Origin of the sequence: Rhodococcus sp. I2R, assembly GCF_020889545.1 — a bacterium.
Taxonomy (GTDB): Bacteria; Actinomycetota; Actinomycetes; order Mycobacteriales; family Mycobacteriaceae; genus Rhodococcoides.
The window spans coordinates 35086-53127 of record NZ_JAHUTG010000031.1; the positions used below are offsets into that span (position 1 = coordinate 35086).

The following is an 18042-nucleotide window of genomic DNA, read 5'->3' on the forward strand; positions in this document are numbered from 1 at the left end:
ACGTTCGCAGGGCAGACGAAGGGAATCGGTGAAGGTGCTGAGGGTTCACCGCGCGACACGCGCGAACGTGCTGGCCTCGAGCCTGGCCCGCGTCTTGGCGACGCCGCTGGCTGATCCGTTCGAAGCCGAAATCATCTCGGTACCTGCTCGGGGAGTGGAGAGGTGGTTGACGCAACGCCTGTCGATGTCACTCGGGTCCGACCGCGGCGATGGAATTGCTGCGAATATCGAATTCCCCTCGCCAACAACACTTGTAGAGCGTTCGCTGGCAGCGGTGGAGGGGGTTCCGGCGGAGGAGGACCCGTGGTCCCGCGGGCGTCTGCTGTGGACGACGCTGGCAGTCATCGACGAGTCGATGAACCAATCCTGGTGTTCCGTCATCGGGGCCCACCTCGGGCACGGCCGCGATGAGCACCGTGCTGGCCGGCGTTGGTCGACCGCGGCGCATCTGACCGATCTGTTCCGCGGATACTGCGCCGATCGCCCGTCGATGATCGCGGACTGGTCGCGCGGTGTCTACAGCGACGGGCTCGGCGGTTCGCTGCCGCAGGATCTGCGATGGCAGGCGGAGTTGTGGCGATCGGTGCGCACCCGAATCGGATCTCCCAGCCCCGCTGAACGCCTCGGCGACAGCTGCGCTGCGCTCGGGGGGAGTCCAGAACTGCTCGACCTACCCGAGCGGCTGTCCATTTTCGGTGCCACCCGCATGACAACCGACCAACTTCAGGTCGTGGCCGCGCTCGCACGACATCGCGAGGTCCACCTCTGGATCCCACATCCCAGTGCAAAGATGTGGGATCGCTTGTCGGAGCGCCCGGCTCCCGTTCGTCGGCGCGAGGACACTGCTGCCGCCACCCTCGATCATCCTTTGCTGGCGAGTCTCGCCCGAGATGTGCGCGAACTCCAGGCACGCATTCTCCGATTGGGTGCGGGCGTGCAGCAGACGGTCGAGGCCGAGGACCCCAGCCCGCCGACACTGCTGGGGCGCCTGCAATCGGATTTTTCCGAGAACAGGACGCCCACCCTGTCGACCGAATCAGACAGCAGCATCGCAGTGCACGCATGTCACGGCGCAGCGCGACAGGTCGAAGTCCTACGGGAATGCTTGCTGCACGTGTTCGACGAGGACACGTCCTTGGAACCGCGCGACGTACTCGTCATGTGCCCCGATGTCGAGACATATGCGCCGCTCGTGCGGGCCACATTCGGTCAGCGAGGGTTGGGTCACCCCGGACACGAGTTGCGGGTGCGCTTGGCTGATCGTGGGCTTCGCCGCACCAATCCTCTGCTCGACATCGTGGCGACCGTCCTCGAACTCGCCGTCGGTCGGATCACCGCCAGTCAAGTTCTCGATCTTGCAGCCTCGGCTCCGCTCCGATCCAAGTTCGGCTTCACCGAGGATGATCTGGAGCGACTGCGCGAGTGGATTCAACTCTCCGGTGCGAGGTGGGGAATCAATTCACGGCAACGGGGACGGTTCGGTTTGGGGGAGTTCGCGCAGAACACCTTCAACTTCGCGCTGGACCGCCTGTTGCTGGGTGTGGCCGCGGACGAATCCGAGCACGAGTGGCTCGATCTCGCGCTACCGCTGGACGACGTCGACGGCAACGACATCGACCTCACTGGTCGGTTGGCGGAATTTCTCGACCGGCTCGCGGTGGTTGTACGCGACTTACAGGGCCCCCAGACAACTACTCGGTGGCGAGAGGCGCTCGTGCGGGCACTCGACCTGCTGACCGCCACGAGCGAGGCGGATGCGTGGCAGCGCGGACAGGCGCTACGTGAACTCGAGGAGGCGACCAGAGGCGGGGAGGACACCGAACTTCGGTTGGCGGACGTGCGAGCGATGCTGACACATGCCCTGGCAGGGCGACCGTCGCGCGCGAACTTTCGGACAGGGGAGCTGACGGTATGCACCATGGTCCCGATGCGTTCGGTACCGCACCGTGTGGTCGTTCTTCTCGGGTTGGACGACGAGATGTTCCCTCGCACGGGCAGTGAGGACGGTGACAACGTCTCGGGCCGCGACCCCGCAGTAGGGGAGCGGGATGTGCGGAGCGAGGACAGGCAACTGCTGCTCGACGCCGTCATGTCAGCCGGTGAGAAGCTGCTGCTGTTCTATACCGGTGCGGATCCGGTGACGGGTACCGTCAAACCGCCGGCCATCCCGCTGAGCGAGCTGCTCGACGTCGTGCGCACAACCTGTGGCCGCGACATCGTCGTGCGGCATCCTTTGCAGCCCTTCGATGCTCGCAACTTTCGACCCGACGCGCCGTTGAGCTACGACCGCGCCGCGCTGGACGGTGCCAGAGCTGTCGAGCGCGAACCGGTATCGCCGCCGAGTTTCCTCGCTGCTCCGCTGCCGGAGCGCAACACCGGGGATATCGAGTTGAACGATCTGATCGCCTTCGTCGAACACCCGATGGCAGCACTGTTGAAACAGCGACTCGGCGTTCGAGTCCCGGAGATCGGTGACGATGTCTCGGACGCACTACCCGTCGAACTGGACGGCCTGCAGAAGTGGGACATCGGCGACCGCATGCTGGCCGAAAGACTTGGAGGTACCTCCCTCGCGGACTTTCGGGCCGCCGAATGGCGACGCGGCACGCTGCCACCGTTCGCGCTCGGAGAGCTTCAGTTGCAGGACATCACCAGAGCTGTGGACGCCCTGGTCGAGGTTTCGAGCGATGTCCATGCGGGCCAGGCGGATGTGCTCGATATCTCGATCGCACTGAATTCGGGTCGACGAATCACCGGCACCGTCACCGGCGTTCACGGCGGCACCATCGCGCGCACGTCGTATTCGCGTCTGGCGCCGAAACATCGCCTGGCGGCATGGGTTCGGCTACTTGCCGCCCAGGTACAGGACGGAACGCGCACGTGGCAGGCCGTCACCACCGGACGCGGCCCGGGTCGCCGGGCCGCGTGGCGTTCGGTTATCACAGCGCCGGCCGACGCCCTCGAGCAACTCGAATCGTTGGTCGGACTGCGGGACCTCGGCTTGTCCGAGGTGCTGCCGGTGGGGCCGACCGCTACGGCGACCTACGCGGACCGCCGGTTCCGTGGCGCTCCCGAGGCGGACGCGTTGGACGCCGCGGAACGGCAATGGTCCGACAAATTCGGCGACGCCACCGACCGCAGCATCGGCTACCTGTACGGAAACAACGCGTCCTTCTCGGCTGTGCTCGGTACCCCGTATCGCGCGAGCCATCCTCGATGGGGTGACGAAACGACGTTGTTCGGTGCGCTCGCACGGCAGCTGTGGACACCGCTGCTCGACGCGGAGACGGAGGGGCAACCGTGACCGCTTTCGACCTTCTCGGCCCGCTGCCGTCGGGAACGACGGTGCTCGAAGCGAGCGCGGGAACCGGAAAGACCTATGCCATCGTGGGACTCGCGACGCGCTACGTGGCCGAGGGACACGCCGACATTTCCGAGCTTCTGCTCGTCACGTTCTCTCGGGCAGCAACGCAGGAGTTGCGTGAACGCACACGCAACAGGTTCGCCGAAGTGGCGGCGGCGCTCGGGGCCGTCGACGCCTCGCACTCGTCGGATCCGTTGATCCGGCATCTGGCCGATGCCCCCACAGTCGAGGTTGCGGCCCGCCGTCTACGTCTGGTTCGCGCGCTCTCGGAATTCGACTCGGGAACGATCGCGACCACACACAGCTTCTGTCAACGCATGCTCGCGGGTCTCGGCATCGCAGGCGAACGCGAGCCCGAAACCACTCTCGTCGAGGCGGTCGACGACCTCACGAACGAGGTCGTCGACGATATCTACCTGCGGCGCTACGGCAGAGCGGATCAACCGCCGCCGATTTCGCCGGCCGACGCAGGTCAGCTCGCGCGTGAAGCGGTGCGCGATCGGCAGGCGCGACTCGTCCCCGAACCCGACGAGGACACCGAGGCTGGACACCGGGTCATTTTCGCCGCGGAAGCGCGCACCGAGGTGCGCACACGAAAGCAAGCGCGGGGCATCAGAGACTTCGACGATCTGCTGACACTGCTGCACGGAGTGCTCGTCGATCCGGCTCACGGCGATGCCGCAAGCGCCCGTATACGCGCACGCTTCCGGGTGGTTCTCGTGGACGAGTTCCAAGACACGGATCCGCTGCAGTGGGAGATTCTCGGACGAGCATTTCACGGATTTTCGACGTTGTTGCTGGTCGGCGATCCCAAACAAGCGATCTACGCCTTCCGCGGTGCAGAGGTGCTCAGCTACCTCGACGCGGTCGGACTTGCTGATCATCACCTCGAGCTCGCGACCAATTGGCGTAGCGACGCCGGCCTGTTGAGTGCACTCGAAACCCTTTACGAGGGTGCAGCACTCGGGCATGAGAATATCGTGGCCCATCGCGTCGGCTCCACCCACGCCGATTCACGTATGTCGAATGTGGCGCCGCTCCGCATTCGCTGCCTACCGCGAACCGGGGCAGGTCCACTGGGCAAGTCCGGCTTCCCTACCGTCGGGGCGTTGCGAGACAAGGTGGCCGACGACCTCGCCAACGATATCGTCGACCTACTCGAATCCGGAACCGAATTGGATCTGCCCGGTCGCGGCGGTGTCGTCGCATCCGGCGATATCGCCGTCCTGGTGCGCACCCGCGCCCAGATCGCACTGGTGCGAGCTGCGCTCGATCGAAGCGGTGTTCCCTCTGTACTGGCCGGCGGTTCGAGTGTGTTCGAGACGCCGAGCGCACTGCACTGGCTGTGGTTTCTGCAAGCGCTCGAGCAACCGCACCGCGCGGACCGTGTGCGCCTGGCCGCATTGACGCCTTTGCTCGGATGGACTGCCACCGAACTCGACGAACGAGGTGAGGATGCGCTCGCGCAGGTGAGTACGCGGCTGCGAGAGTACGGAGTTCTGTTCGCGCAGGCCGGTTTCGCAGCGGTATTCGAGAAGGTATCGACCGAGACTCGACTCGCCGCACGGCTGTTGGGTTACCGTTCCGGCGAGCGCGAGTTGACCGATCTGCGCCACCTCGCTCAGCTGCTCAACCGGGCTGCGGTGGAGTTGTCGCTCGGACCCAGCGCGCTGACGCGATGGCTCGCCGACCGCATCGACGACCCGGCGTCGGGCAGCGTGACGGATCGGAGTCGACGACTCGACAGCGACGCCGCTGCAGTGCAGATCGCAACCGTGCATGCCAGTAAGGGGCTCGAATTCCCCGTCGTATACATCCCATACGGGTGGGACGCCGCGAAGAACCCCTACCCCAGCACGCTGCTGCTGCACGACGAGGATGACAAACGTGTTCTCGATGTCGGTGGGCGCACCGGACGGGGCTATGCCGCACGCAAGGTGATCAGGGACAAGGAGGAGGCTGGGGAGGAGTTGCGCCTGCTCTATGTCGCGCTGACACGAGCGCAATGTCAGGTCGTCCTGTGGTGGGCGCCATCGTTCTCGACCGCCGCGTCACCGCTGCACCGATTGATCTTCGCGAGAACGCCGGGCGCAGCTCAACCCGAAGAGAAGGCACGAGTCCCCGACGATGCCGCGGCTGCTCGGGCATTCGAATCCTGGGCAACACCCGCCGGAAATACGATCTCCATCGAGTACGTCACTGCCGTGACTCCGCGTTTGCTCACCGACGGCGCCGACCGCGCCACAACGGAGTTGGACTCCGCGACATTTTCTCGTTCGCTCGACATGCTGTGGCGCCGAACTTCCTACTCAGCTCTGACTGCGTCTGCCCACGACGCTCCAGGAGTGAGCAGCGAACCGGAGCGGCCGGAGAAGGACGACGAGCCGGAGGAGGCGCCTCCGATCGAGGACGAGTTGGACGGGATCGCGTCACCGATGAACGGGCTACCTGCGGGGGCAGCGTTCGGAACGCTCGTACACGAGGTGCTCGAACATCTCGACACATCAGCCGAGGACCTCGAGGCGGAGCTGCTCGCCAAGTGTGCCGATGGGATAGAAGAACGCCTCGCTGACATCGAGCCGCAGGTATTGGCCGACGCACTACTGCCGGTGCTGCGCACGCCACTCGGTTTCGGGACACTCGCGGAGGTGTCGCCAGTCGATCGTCTCGCCGAACTGGACTTCGAGCTGCCCCTGGCCGGTGGTGAGCGGCCGATCGGGGAGACAGTCACGTTGCGCGGTATCGCGGACCTGATGCGCCGCCACCTGCCTGTCGGCGATGTACTGCGTCCGTACGCGGACCAGCTCGACCATCTCGAGACACAGCCGCTTCGCGGGTACCTCACCGGCAGCATCGACTCTGTGATCCGTGTCCACGACGGTGGACCGCGTTACGTCATAGTCGATTACAAGACCAACAGGCTCTCCAGAGGTGATCTCACCGTCATGCATTTCACCCGCGAACGGATGGCCAAGGAGATGCTTCGATCGCACTACCCGTTGCAGGCGTTGCTGTATGCAGTTGCCCTGCATCGTTATCTGCGGTGGCGTCAGGCCGACTACGATCCGGAGCGGCATCTCGGCGGAGTGCAGTATCACTTCGTGCGCGGCATGGTCGGCCCCGAGACCCCGACGGGGTGCGGTGTGTTCGATTGGCATCCGCCGGCGGCGCTGATCGCAGACGTCTCCGACCTACTCGCGGGAATCGAGGCGTCGTGATCGATGCGCAACTCGTGCAGCGAGCTCGCGGGCGGCTCCGCGCATTCAACGAAGCGGGAATTCTCGCGGCCGCCGATGTCCACGTTGCCCTCAGGCTCGGAGTGCTCGGCGGAGACGACTCCGAGGACGTGCTGCTTGCTGCCGCGCTCGCTGTCCGAGCGGTCAGATCTGGATCGGTGTGCCTCGATCTGCGCCGGCTGCGCGAGGTTACGGTCGACGAGGAATCCGATGTCGACGTCGATGCGCTACCGTGGCCCGAATTGGGTGAGGTTCTCTCTGCTCTGCGGGCCAGCCCGCTGGTCACCGGTGGAGATCGCGGTCCCCTCAAACCCCTTCGACTGGTCGACACAGACGAGGGCGAGCTGCTGTATCTCGACCGATACTATTTGCAGGAGAAGATGATTCGGAACGTCCTCGACAGCCGCGAACTCACGGCCCCGCACGTGGACACCGAACAGGTCACGACGCTGCTGAACCAGCTGTTCGTCGATGACTCGGGCAATCCAGCGGTGGCCCCGGACCGCCAACGCGTGGCCGCGGCATTGGCGGCGACACAGTGGACGGCAGTGATCGCCGGCGGACCGGGCACGGGAAAGACACACACCGTCGCGCGCATACTGGCACTGTTCGTGCATCAGATGGGACCCTCGATCCGCATCGGACTGGCGGCGCCCACCGGCAAAGCAGCTGCGCGGCTACAGGAATCGGTCACCGAGCAATCCGCCGAGCTCGGACTTCCCGACGGCATCACCGCGATGACCGTGCACCGACTGCTCGGGTGGCAACGCGGCAGCAAGAGTCGGTTTCGGCACAACGCGTCGAACCGGCTTCCGTACGACGTCATCGTCGTCGACGAGACATCGATGGTGTCGTTGACCATGATGTGCCGACTGCTCGAGGCTGTTCGCGCGGACACTCGGTTGATACTCGTCGGCGACCCGGATCAGCTGACATCGGTCGACGCCGGGGCGGTTCTCGCGGATCTCGTGGCCCGACCTGTCCGTGGCACCGCGAACCCTGTCCTCGCCGAACTCATCACCACCGACCTGCACGCGCTGGACGACCCGAACGAAGCCGCACTGTCCGAGCGCGAACGTACGCGACTGGCAGGCGGGGTAGTGCGTCTGAGCCGGGGCAGACGGTTCGGGGGCGCTATCGCCGAACTGGCGATCGCGGTTCGCGACGGGCATGCCGATCGCGTCATGGACCTGCTGCACGGTGATCACCGCGAACTGTCTTTCCATGCACCGTCGGACCTCGACTCCCTTCGCACCGATATCGTCGCGACAGCGCAGCAGGTGACGGCGGCCGCACAAGCGGGACGCGCGGCCGAGGCCCTCGCCGGCCTGGAATCACACCGGTTGCTGTGCGCGCACCGACAGGGCCCGTTCGGGGTACAGGACTGGGCGCGACGGGCCATGGAATGGGTCGCCGAGGCGTCGGGCAGCCCGCTCGATCCGGCCCACTGGTACGCGGGCCAACCTCTGCTGCTCACTGCCAACGACCACGAAGCCCGGATCTACAACGGTGATACCGGCGTTGTCATCGATACCGGCGACGGCGCTCTCATGGCCGCGTTCCAGCGCGGCCATGAGCCCTTACTGGTGCACCCGACCGTGCTGTCGTCGGTACAGACTGTGTACGCCATGACTATCCACCGCAGTCAGGGAAGCCAGTACGACACGGTATCGGTGATGCTCCCGGCAGAGGCCTCGTCACTGCTCACGCGTGAACTTCTCTATACGGCCATCACGCGTGCTCGACGCCACGTTCGCATCATCGGAACGGAGGAGTCGGTACGGGCCGGCGTCGGCCGCCAGGTGCTACGAGCCAGTGGACTTCGCCGGACGATCCTGAGCTGACGACAATCGCGGGGTGACCGACGCTCGGTGCAGACTGTTCGCGGTGTCCGTCCACGACCGTCCCTGGCGTCTCCAGACGCGAGATGCGGCCTGATCCGCGGACCGTTCCGCTCGCGCGAAGCAGCTTCTCGCATGCTCGTGCGCCGACTCGTACAACTCGTGCAGGTCAGCCTCACCGCACACCGCGCGCACGGTCGTCGAGTCGACGCGGGCCCCCAACACCTCGCAAAAGGCATGGAGCGAGCGCAGCGGCACCGGTAGCGCTGCGATATCTCGGGAGTCGGTTCGCGGCTCGTCGTCGTACGACAGGGCGGCCGGCCCGCTCGAGTCCGAGCCCATGTCGACGGCCCATGCATTCAGAAAGGATGGGTGCGGCACGTTCCACACTTCACGGAACGTCGCCACGGCGGTGGTTGCGAACAGGGCTGCTTCGTCTCGAACGCCGTCGAGCGCAAAGTCCATGACGGTTCCGTCTGCGGTGGGTTTTCCAGGTTCCGACCAGCCCAGGCCGTGCAGCCTACGGTCGGCAGACTCGATGTCCGGGCTACTCGGGTAGAGGTACGAGGGCAGGGATGCAACGCCGATCAGCTGATCGACGTCCACGGCAACCAAGTCGACGTATGGCCGTTGGCCTCGCTGACCCGGCGTTGCCTGCGCGGACGTGATCGTGACGTACGATCCCGCCGGCATCGAGGCGACGTAGCTCGCGAGGTTCCCCTCGAAACGAGACCACGCGCGCGCGAGGACTACATCGAAGCCGCCTTGCCGTCCTGCACTCACACGCGCTCCTTCGTCGATCACGACCGTGTACTCGGAAGTTCTGCAGATCGAAAGATAGCGGGTGGGTCCGACAAAGTTGGTGAGGCACACGCGCCACGTCGCCGAGATTGCGAGGCCACCAAGCGCTGACCAGCTCCTATCGTCGGATCAGTAGACGTCGCGCAGATAGCGCTTGGAGCTCTTGAGCTCGGCTACGTAATCCTCGGCTTGTCCGTCGGTCAGTCCGCCATGCTCGACGACGATCTCGCGCAAAGCTGAGTCGACATCCTTCCCCATGTCCATACCGCCGCAGACATAGAAATGAGCACCCTCCTCGAGCCAGCTGTAGAGCTCCTTGCCGTCTTCTCGCATTCGGTGTTGGACGTAGATCTTCTCGGACTGATCACGGGAAAATGCAAGGTCGAGGCGGGTGAGTATCCCCGCATGCGAGAAGGACCGCAGTTCGTCCTCGTAGATGAAGTCGCTGCCGCGATGGTGGTCGCCGAAGAACAACCAGTTGCGCCCCGAAGCTCCACGTGCGCGGCGATCGTGCAGGAACGCGCGGAAGGGAGCGACTCCGGTTCCAGGCCCGACCATGATGACCGGCGCGGCATCGTCCGTCGGGAGTCGGAAAGACTTGTTCGCTGTCAGGAACACCCCTGCCGTCTCGCCCTCGGTCAACCGATCGGCGAGAAAAGTGGAACACACTCCGCCTCGATCTCGCTCCGCCGAGCGATACCGAACACTGGCGACCGTCAGATCAACCGTGCCCTGATGGGTGAGAGGCGACGAGGAGATCGAGTAGACGCGGTGCTGTAGCGGACGTAGCAGTCCCAGTAGCTCGACGGGATCCAACGCAAGCGAGCCGTCGATAGCCAACACGTCGAGAACATCTTTACCCCAAGCCCAGGCGTGGAGCGTCGCACGGTCGTCGGCCTCGAGGACGCTTCTGAGCTCGGCATCGCCGGTCCGAGCAGCGACGGCCTCGATGAGGTCCACCGAAGGTACCCCGATTTCGTACGAATGCGTCAACAACTCGTCGAGGCGGTTCTGCGAGTTCTTGACGGTGATCGTGGTGTCCGGCCCGACGCCCAACCTGCCGATCAGCGCGTCGACCAACTCTGGGTTATTGACCGGTTTGACGCCCAGCCCGTCGCCCGCCTGGTATTCGATACCGCTGTCGCCGAGCGACAAGGAATAGTGCCTGACCTCCTTGTCGGATTCCGGACCGGACAGCAGATTGTTGGCCAGCACGATTGCGCGATAGGGGTTCTTTCGGTTCCACGGTGACCGGGTGGACGCTGCCTTGACGGGCTTGACCGGCACGTCAGAGGCGGAATCGGCGCCATCGGCCGTTCGAGTTGTCTCCTGCGCCTGCTCTCGCGTAATGATGTTGCATCCCGCCTTGCCTACGTCGAAGATGGTTTCCGCCGATGCCATGACCGCGAAGTATAAGCGCTCCGCCTGGCTGCCCTGGTTCACATCGACGCACTGGTATTGCGCGCTGACGATCTTCGGTAGTGGTCACAGAAAAAACACTCAGTCGCGCAGAAGTTGTACAAACCTCGAGCGGGCGGGTAGTAGATCCAGTGAATACAACGTGTGTTCGACGTACATTTGGCCCCCGGTTGTTTACCGTTCGATCTGTTCACCGGTTGGGGGAGCGGGCTGTGGAAGCGATTCAAATCGTGGTGATCGCACTGGTGGCGGTGGCATCGTGCGCCATTGTCGCCGGGTTCGTTGCCATGCTCGTCAGCAGCGAACGACGAGCACTCGGCCGAGATGACGAGTACGGAATAGCTCCGGGCTGGTACCCCGACGCGCAGGACAAGACACTGCTGCGCTACTTCGACGGACGTATTCCGACGCGGGAGACAGCTCGACGCGAACTGACGTGATCAGGTTGAGACAGGCGGTCAACGACGTTGTCGTCGAGATCGCTTCGATGGGGGCTGTGAGGACAGGTGGTAGTACAGGGCGCTGTCGGTGTCCTCGACCACCACCTGCACGACATCCCCGACCTCGAGGTAATCGTCGACCGCGATGCGGTCCTTCGCGCCGATCACAGCTTTGACCGAGCGCGCCGGAATCAAGCCACGTCGTCCGTCCGGACCGACGGCCAGCGCGTACCGTGGCCCGGTTCGCGTGACTCTGGCCGAAATGATCTCCGAATCCCGCGGGACCGGGCTCGGATCGGCGGCGACATTGTTCGATACCGCGGTCTGCGAGTCCAGTTGCGCCGCGAGATCGTCCGCCATCGCATCGACCTGCAGGAGCAGCTCCGCCATCTGCCGGGCGTACTCGTCGTGCGCCTTCGTCGGCTTCAGCGCCTCACCTGGCTTGTACATGTCCTCGTGGGTCAGCTCACCCCACGCATCCTGCAACCTGGTCTTGACCTGAACCTCGACCTTGACGTCGAGATCGCCCTGATGCGTCGCGACCCGAACCAGCAGTATAGCGTGATACGCCCGATAGCCGCTGGGCTTGGGGTACGCAACGTAATCCATCGGATCCTTGGCGAACCTGACCGAGCATTCCGGATCGCGGCAGGCCCGCTCCAGCGCATCGACGAATGCGTGCTGGTCGCGCGGGCTCTTGCACAGCACCTTGATGCCGATGAGGTCGCCGAGTGCGTCGACGACATCGTCGATGGTCTTCGGCTCCGGGATGCGGCCCTCGGACACCTTGCGCTTGATCTTGTCCGCAGCGCGTACGGGGTCCTTGAGGCGCGCTGTCTGCGCGGTGAGACGGTCGCGGTCGACGTTGTCGAGGATCTCGTCCGCGATGGTTTCGAGAAAATTCTGGGCAGTTACCAACGCGGCCAGCCACGCACGTCTGCGTTGTGCGTAGGCCTCGTCGACGAGATCGTCGATGCTGGTCGCCGATGTCACCGGTCGTGCCTCCGATCGAAAACTCCGCCTGGTTCTTTGCCACCGAAGGCTAGCGCAGCGGCATCGACAGAGGTGTGGCACGTTTGCCTCGCTCAACCACCGCGCACCTGTCGGTGTCCGGGATTATCGCGTGCAATCATGACGGCCACGGTTGCAGACGGCGACGCATTCGTTTCGCAGTTCGACGCGTATCGGCGGGAGCTTCTCGCTCACTGCTATCGCATGACGGGGTCCATCCACGACGCGGAGGATCTCGTTCAAGAGACGTACATTCGTGCGTGGCGCGGCTACGGCAAGTTCGAGGGCCGCTCGTCGATGCGGACTTGGTTGTACCGCATTGCTACCAACACATGCCTGACCGCGCTGGAGAACAAGTCCAAGCGGCCGCTGCCCACCGGACTCGGTGCGCCGAGTTCGGATCCCTCCGACGAACTCGTCGAACGGCAGGAGATCCCGTGGCTAGAACCTATTGCCGATTCCGAGCTGGCCGACTCCGCTGACCCTGCCGCCATCGTCGTCAGTCGTGAATCGATTCGACTGGCGTTCGTCGCCGCACTGCAGCACCTCTCCTCCCGGCAGCGGGCCGCGCTCCTGATGCGTGAAGTGTTGCAGTGGAAGGCCTCCGAAGTGGCCGAAGCGCTGGCCACGACCACCACCGCTGTCAACAGTCTTCTCCAGAGGGCGCGAGCGCAACTGGATGAGGTCATGCCGTCGGAAGCTGACGTTGTCGAACCGATGGCTGCCGAAACGAAGGAGCTCTTGCGTAACTACGTCGACTGCTTCGAGCGCTACGACATCGATCAGTTGGTGCAGTTGTTCACACAGGACGCGATTTGGGAAATGCCTCCGTTCGAGGGTTGGTACCGGGGCGGCGAGAACATCGGAATGCTCATTCGGGGAAATTGCCCTGCCAGCCAGGCCGACGACATGCGCATGGTGGCAACTTCGGCGAACGGTCAGCCTGCGTTCGGTTTGTACATGCGAAACGAGGCTGGAGTGCACGTGGCATTCCAACTGCACGTAGTGAATGCCACCACGCGGGGTGTATCGCATGTGGCGTGCTTCTTCGACCTTCGTCTGTTCGAGCGGTTCGGATTGCCGGACCGGCTCTAGCGCGCATTCGCAGCAACGCGGGTTCTCCTGTTGCGGATCGGCGGGTGCTGGTGTGACCTGTCGATGGCCTCGGGTAGGTAGACACCGCTGCGTCGGAGAATTCATCGCCGAGCGTCGCCCGCTGAGACGACAAGACCCCGAAGTCGACTCAGGTCGATTTCGGGGTCTTGCGGCAAATCCAAGGAGGGGGTGTGACTTTCCTAGCGGGTTGCCGATGCGATTCGTGCAAGCATGCGAGAGATGACGGAGCCGTCGGATCCGAGGCTGTCGAACGTGGCCGTCGTCGTCTCACCGGTGTCACCTGTGGCGGCAGCCAGCGTGCGTGCAAGTTCGCTTCGACGCTCGATAGCGCCGAGAATGTCGGAGTCCAGAGCAACGATCTGCTCGTGAAGCTGGTCGAGCTGTACATCCTGCGTGTCTGCTTCGTCGGCGCTGATGGCGAGCGAATCGATCTGCAAAGTCACGTCGTCTCCTTTTGTTCGCGTCCTGAGGAGTGAGTCGTTTCGCTTCTCAGAACTGTTACACGGTCGCTCTGTGTGTCAACGCTGTGTCGTGGCTACTACCAACATGCCCACTCCGAGGGCCTGGGCCAACCACATCTAGGTGTGATGCTGCCAACAATTGTGATCGAACCGTTGCGTGCTCGAAACCTGCAATTGACCGGTTTCGGCGATCATCGCACCTCATCCCACACTTGTACTTCGGAGCCGAGGCGATTGCGTACTGCTCGAGCAGCGAAAGATTGTCAGGTGCACGTCCGGGGTAGTCCATGCGTGTTGCCCAGGTCGGGGGTTACCCTCGCTCGCGGTCCTGCCACAGGCTCGGCGTGATTCTGGAACAGTGGACGGTGAGATACGGCCGAGGAGCTGGCATGCCTGATCAGATCGAAATCGGTAGTGAACGCGAGCGCGTCGAAGGGCGTGTGCGCCGGTGGTGCGATCGCGCTCGTCTGGATGGGCGACGGCCACTGCTGTCCGACGCCGCCGCGATCGCCATCGCGGCAGGCAGGATCGACGACACCACGCACACGGTGCTGGCGGCGAGGCGTCGCGTGGGCAAGTCGATGCCGTCGATCGGTGGGTACAGCACCGTTCGTGTCTTGACTGACGAACGGCAGCGGTGGTTGGCCAAGGACACGAGAAACAAGCCTGGCTCGGCCCTCGTCTACAAACTGAGAGCTGCGGAACTGGGCAAGCGTCTCGACCAGTTGCGCACGGCATTCGTGGTCTCGCCCAAGCACTATGCGAACGGTGTTCGCGCGGTGCGCCGCGAACGGCGGGAGGGGTTGCACTTGGAACTCGATCAGCGCGACGCACTCTTCGACGCACTGGCTCATACTCCGGTGCCGAGGCAACGTACAGCGAATATCGTCGAGCGCGCAGGACTGTCGATTCTCGACACCGCCGCCGACCGCGTCGCCGAAGCCTCGAGAAGCACGCGATTCGAAGAACTAGGAAATCGTGCGTCGACCCTGATGTTGGATCTCGCCGATCAAAGGGACGACGCGTTCGGTGACCGCTACGAGACGATCCTTTTCGTTGCCGGCTCGTCGGTCGATCGGGTTCATGCATCGCCTGCGTGGCGGTCCGAGCATTTCCTGGTGCAGCGGACCCAACTCGATCTCACCGACGAACTGACCCAGGTTGCCGTCGATGTGAATTCCCTGCGCGCTATCGACTACGAACTCGATCGGGTTGCCGCGATGATGTTCGACGCTGCCACCCGTGCACAGGTGGCAAGTCGACGTGCTGCATTGGATTCGGTATGGACGCAGCTGATCGACCGCGTTGCAGCGCTCGTGCGTGTGGACGAACTCGTCCATCGTGCGGAGGGAGAGCTCCGCACGATGGACGTCATGCACAAGGCACACAGCCTCGACGACAGGATCGACGCACTTGTAGCGCGGGCAGGCAATCGTGAAATATCCGCCGACAACACAAATTTCGTCGGTGACCAGCTGCGACATCAGTAGCGATCGCAGCAGAAGGCGCCTTGGCCGCACACTCGACCGGCAAGGTGCTCCCGTGGACTCCAGTGGCGCTTCATGCGTTGTCGAGGAAGCCGACGGTGCGCAGCGCGAGTTGGAGTGCACAGACGACGCGGTCCCACGGCAGCGCTTCGATCTCGCCCTCCTCGACAGCCCCAGGTTCTCCACGAAGTCGTGCGTCGCGGGCGTAGTCGCGCCACGCGGTCGCCTGCTCTGCGCAGAACTTCTCGTAGCGGACGATGGCGTCACGGTCGGCGCCGCACACCGCAACGATGTCTGTGGGGTCCAGGCCGCCACCGGACTCGGCGTCGACCTCGAGCAGTCGCATGAGCTGCGGCGGAACATCGTCTTCTCCGTCGATGTGAATCGATTCCTCCCACGCTGAGGGGTCGTCCGGTGCCGCGACGGTCCCTCCGACGTTCTCAGCGAACGAATCGTCGACTCCGGAAACGAAGGTCGACAATCGTTGGAGTCCGTTGATCACATGCTGCGGTATGAACGGGCACGCGTCTACGGTGATCGTCGCGTGTATCCGATCTTCGACCAGGAGAAGTTTGACCTGCGGGTACTGCCTGTTCAGATCCGCCACAACCTCTGCGGCGCGGGTTCGCCCTGCGATCCGCTCCACTACACAGGCGTGCAGCCGAATCTCCTCGACGCTCGCGACGTGCACGTAGACGGTGGCCGTATCGATAGTCAGACAGAAGCCATCGCGCGAATGCGCCTTCTCGACAACCTCGAAGGAGTTCTGCAGGAGGCAATCGACTGCTGCCACGAGCTCCGTGCTATCTGCGGCAACGCGAGGCGTCACGAAATCACCTGCCGACATATGCGTTTCGACTCCGGGTGACCTCGCGTCTCCACAAGTGAGAAAAGACGGATGCGGAACATCCCAGATACCTCGCACCGCCCCCACGATGGTCGCCGCGAATCGATCCACCCAGGCGACTGGTTCTTCGAGGGTATGGATCGATTCGGCAGCCGAACTACGCCACGGTGCGGGCGCAGACTGCAGACCGGAAGCCGCGCACATCATAGTTCCGTTGCTCGTCGTAGTGAGAATCATCGTCTGAGCCGTCGAGCCCTCCGGCACGAATGAGGGGTGAAGCGAAAAGCCGGTATCGGCTGGGTTGGTGGCGAGGCGATCCGCGAGCTGACGGGTGAACCGCCGCCAGTCTTCGTCGGTTGCCTCGTCGATACCTGGAACGTCCTTGTCCGGACCATCGAAATTCGACATATTTCTCCCCGATTCCCCTGCACTCCCGAATGCGAACGAGAGGAAAGCTAGCGTGGGGCACCGACAGAGTGGTCGGCTACGACTGGTGCGGTCGAATGACGCATGCCGGCACCAGCAACTCCGCAGAGGTCAGTGACCCGTGATGGCCGATCAGCGTCGCAGCTATCGACTCTGCACGGCTTCGAACAACCGCGGATCCATCGTTGGCAAGTGCGAGCAGATCACCGATCCTTCCGCTCGCCGCCGACGACACCGTCGGCCCGAACCAGCCGCGCGAAATCGCCTCATCTTTGGTGACGATCGTGAAGTGGCTTCCGAGGGCTCGTTGCCAGGACGACTGCACGTCGTGAACGGCACCGTCATCGGTGTAGAGGAAACGCATTCGCGGCTCGCCCCCGAGCAACCGCACTCCCTCTCTGAGTTCCGGAAGCATGTCGTAGTCGAACCGTCGTTTCACCTCCACCATGCTGTGGTCCGAAACGACTATCAGAGCTCCATCGTGCGGCAGTTCCGAGGCGATCGTGCTTGCAATGTGGTCGACGTTGCGGAGTTCGAGCCGCCAGGCCGGCGAGTTCGGGCCGCGGACGTGGCCGATCAGGTCCAGGTCGCCGTAGTAGGAGTAGATCAGTGTGGGGCCGTCAGCTGCCAAACCGCTGATGGTTTCAGTAGCGAGGTCTGCCGCCGACCAGGACTGTTGGAAGGCAGCGCCGCGCAGACACGCACGGGTGAGACCAGACCCATTCTGAATCGCAGGCCCGACGTGCATCATGCGAACCCCAGCGTCGCGTGCACGTTCGAATGCGGTCGGAATCGGCTGAAATTGTTCCGGAACCAGTTCCTCGGGTAGGTCATGCGGATTGGCCGAGCTCTGCAGCTTCCACTGCAGACTGTTCATCAGGCCAGGATGTCCGGGTATCGAGACCTGGTAGCCGACGACTCCGTGTTGGCCGGGAGGCAAGCCCGTTCCGACAGAACTGAGGCTCGTCGCTGTGGTAGTGGGGAAGCCTGCAGTAATCGCCGCCCTGTGCAGATTCAGAAACGGAGCCTCTTGCGGGTGTGCGGCGAGTTGTTCGGCACCGAGCCCGTCCACCATGAGAAGGCAGACCCGCCGAACCCCGTCCAGATCGAATCCGAGTCGGTCGGTCTCCGCGTCCACCCCGAGGCGAGCAAGCAAGGACGGAACAACATCGGCCAGTGATCCGGAGCCATAGCGTGGAGAAAGCAGCATGGCTTCACCGTAGGGGGCGAACACGAACGGCGCATAGGCCGTTGTTAACTATCGCGACGCGATGACCAGGCGATTTGCGGAAGAGTTCTTCTTGGCGTAACTTTTGTCGAGTCAGAGCGACACGGACACCGACCCAAGCCGCAAGGCGCGGGACACGAGGTTGGACGAAGATCGATCTGTCAGCCCCGACGGAGACGCGAGAGCGTGGATCTCGGGCACCGAGCATCAAGCCCCGGAAGCGTAGCGAACAGCTGCGGCGATGGTGTGTGCGTGTTCTTTGAGAACTCAACAGTGTGTCGATGAATGTCAGTGCCGAATGTTTTTGGTGCTCATGCCTTTTGGGGTGTGGGTGTGACATCTTCTTGCTTCATGCCTTTGTGGTG

12 protein-coding genes are annotated in these 18042 nt (G+C 63.7%); 6 read left to right on the top strand and 6 right to left on the bottom strand.

Annotated elements, in window-relative coordinates; translation table 11 throughout:
- Nucleotides 1-34 precede the first annotated feature (34 nt).
- Genes recC through recD form a run of 3 tightly spaced genes read left to right on the top strand, consistent with a single transcriptional unit; the run spans nucleotide 35 to nucleotide 8444 of the window.
- Complete coding sequence (gene recC / locus KVY23_RS22620; RefSeq protein WP_230558280.1) at nucleotides 35-3304, top strand: exodeoxyribonuclease V subunit gamma; 3270 nt, start codon at nucleotides 35-37, stop codon at nucleotides 3302-3304.
- On the top strand, nucleotides 3262-6582 hold the full coding sequence (locus KVY23_RS22625) for a UvrD-helicase domain-containing protein (protein ID WP_230558268.1): 3321 nt from the start codon (nucleotides 3262-3264) through the stop codon (nucleotides 6580-6582). Before recC ends, KVY23_RS22625 begins: the two co-directional genes overlap by 43 nt.
- The gene (recD, locus tag KVY23_RS22630) at nucleotides 6579-8444 is read left to right on the top strand and encodes an exodeoxyribonuclease V subunit alpha (RefSeq protein ID WP_230558269.1); all 1866 of its coding nucleotides are present in this window, start codon (nucleotides 6579-6581) and stop codon (nucleotides 8442-8444) included. Before KVY23_RS22625 ends, recD begins: the two co-directional genes overlap by 4 nt.
- Here the strand turns inward: recD and KVY23_RS22635 are convergent.
- Nucleotides 8406-9224: a hypothetical protein gene (locus KVY23_RS22635; RefSeq protein ID WP_230558270.1), complete on the bottom strand. Its 819-nt coding sequence runs from the start codon at nucleotides 9222-9224 to the stop codon at nucleotides 8406-8408. The two genes, recD and KVY23_RS22635, sit on opposite strands and share 39 nt — an antisense overlap.
- A gap of 147 nt (nucleotides 9225-9371) precedes the next feature.
- Nucleotides 9372-10643 (bottom strand): sulfite reductase flavoprotein subunit alpha, encoded by a 1272-nt coding sequence (locus KVY23_RS22640; RefSeq protein ID WP_230558271.1) that lies wholly within the window; start codon nucleotides 10641-10643, stop codon nucleotides 9372-9374.
- A gap of 230 nt (nucleotides 10644-10873) precedes the next feature.
- On the opposite strand from KVY23_RS22640, the gene KVY23_RS22645 reads away from it, so the two are divergent.
- On the top strand, nucleotides 10874-11101 hold the full coding sequence (locus KVY23_RS22645) for a DUF2510 domain-containing protein (RefSeq protein WP_075839905.1): 228 nt from the start codon (nucleotides 10874-10876) through the stop codon (nucleotides 11099-11101).
- Between the two features lie 18 nt (nucleotides 11102-11119).
- Here KVY23_RS22645 and KVY23_RS22650 read toward each other — a convergent pair whose 3' ends face one another.
- Nucleotides 11120-12094, bottom strand: coding sequence for a GTP pyrophosphokinase family protein (locus KVY23_RS22650; RefSeq protein WP_230558272.1), 975 nt, complete (start codon nucleotides 12092-12094; stop codon nucleotides 11120-11122).
- Between the two features lie 138 nt (nucleotides 12095-12232).
- Between KVY23_RS22650 and KVY23_RS22655 the strand changes: the two genes are divergently transcribed.
- The gene (locus tag KVY23_RS22655; RefSeq protein ID WP_230558273.1) at nucleotides 12233-13207 is read left to right on the top strand and encodes a sigma-70 family RNA polymerase sigma factor; all 975 of its coding nucleotides are present in this window, start codon (nucleotides 12233-12235) and stop codon (nucleotides 13205-13207) included.
- Nucleotides 13208-13407: 200 nt separating this feature from the next.
- On the opposite strand, the gene KVY23_RS22660 is transcribed toward KVY23_RS22655, so the two are convergent.
- Nucleotides 13408-13671 carry a hypothetical protein gene (locus tag KVY23_RS22660; protein WP_230558274.1) on the bottom strand — a complete coding sequence of 88 codons (264 nt, stop codon included), beginning with the start codon at nucleotides 13669-13671 and terminating at the stop codon, nucleotides 13408-13410.
- A 407-nt stretch (nucleotides 13672-14078) separates the two neighbouring features.
- Between KVY23_RS22660 and KVY23_RS22665 the strand changes: the two genes are divergently transcribed.
- The gene (locus tag KVY23_RS22665; protein ID WP_230558275.1) at nucleotides 14079-15179 is read left to right on the top strand and encodes a hypothetical protein; all 1101 of its coding nucleotides are present in this window, start codon (nucleotides 14079-14081) and stop codon (nucleotides 15177-15179) included.
- Between the two features lie 70 nt (nucleotides 15180-15249).
- Here the strand turns inward: KVY23_RS22665 and KVY23_RS22670 are convergent, their stop codons facing one another.
- Both KVY23_RS22670 and KVY23_RS22675 read right to left on the bottom strand, forming a co-directional pair.
- A complete protein-coding gene (locus KVY23_RS22670; RefSeq protein WP_230558276.1) occupies nucleotides 15250-16431 on the bottom strand; it encodes a hypothetical protein in 1182 nt (393 codons plus the stop codon).
- 76 nt (nucleotides 16432-16507) lie between these two features.
- Complete coding sequence (locus KVY23_RS22675) at nucleotides 16508-17659, bottom strand: alkaline phosphatase family protein (protein ID WP_230558277.1); 1152 nt, start codon at nucleotides 17657-17659, stop codon at nucleotides 16508-16510.
- Nucleotides 17660-18042 lie beyond the last annotated feature (383 nt).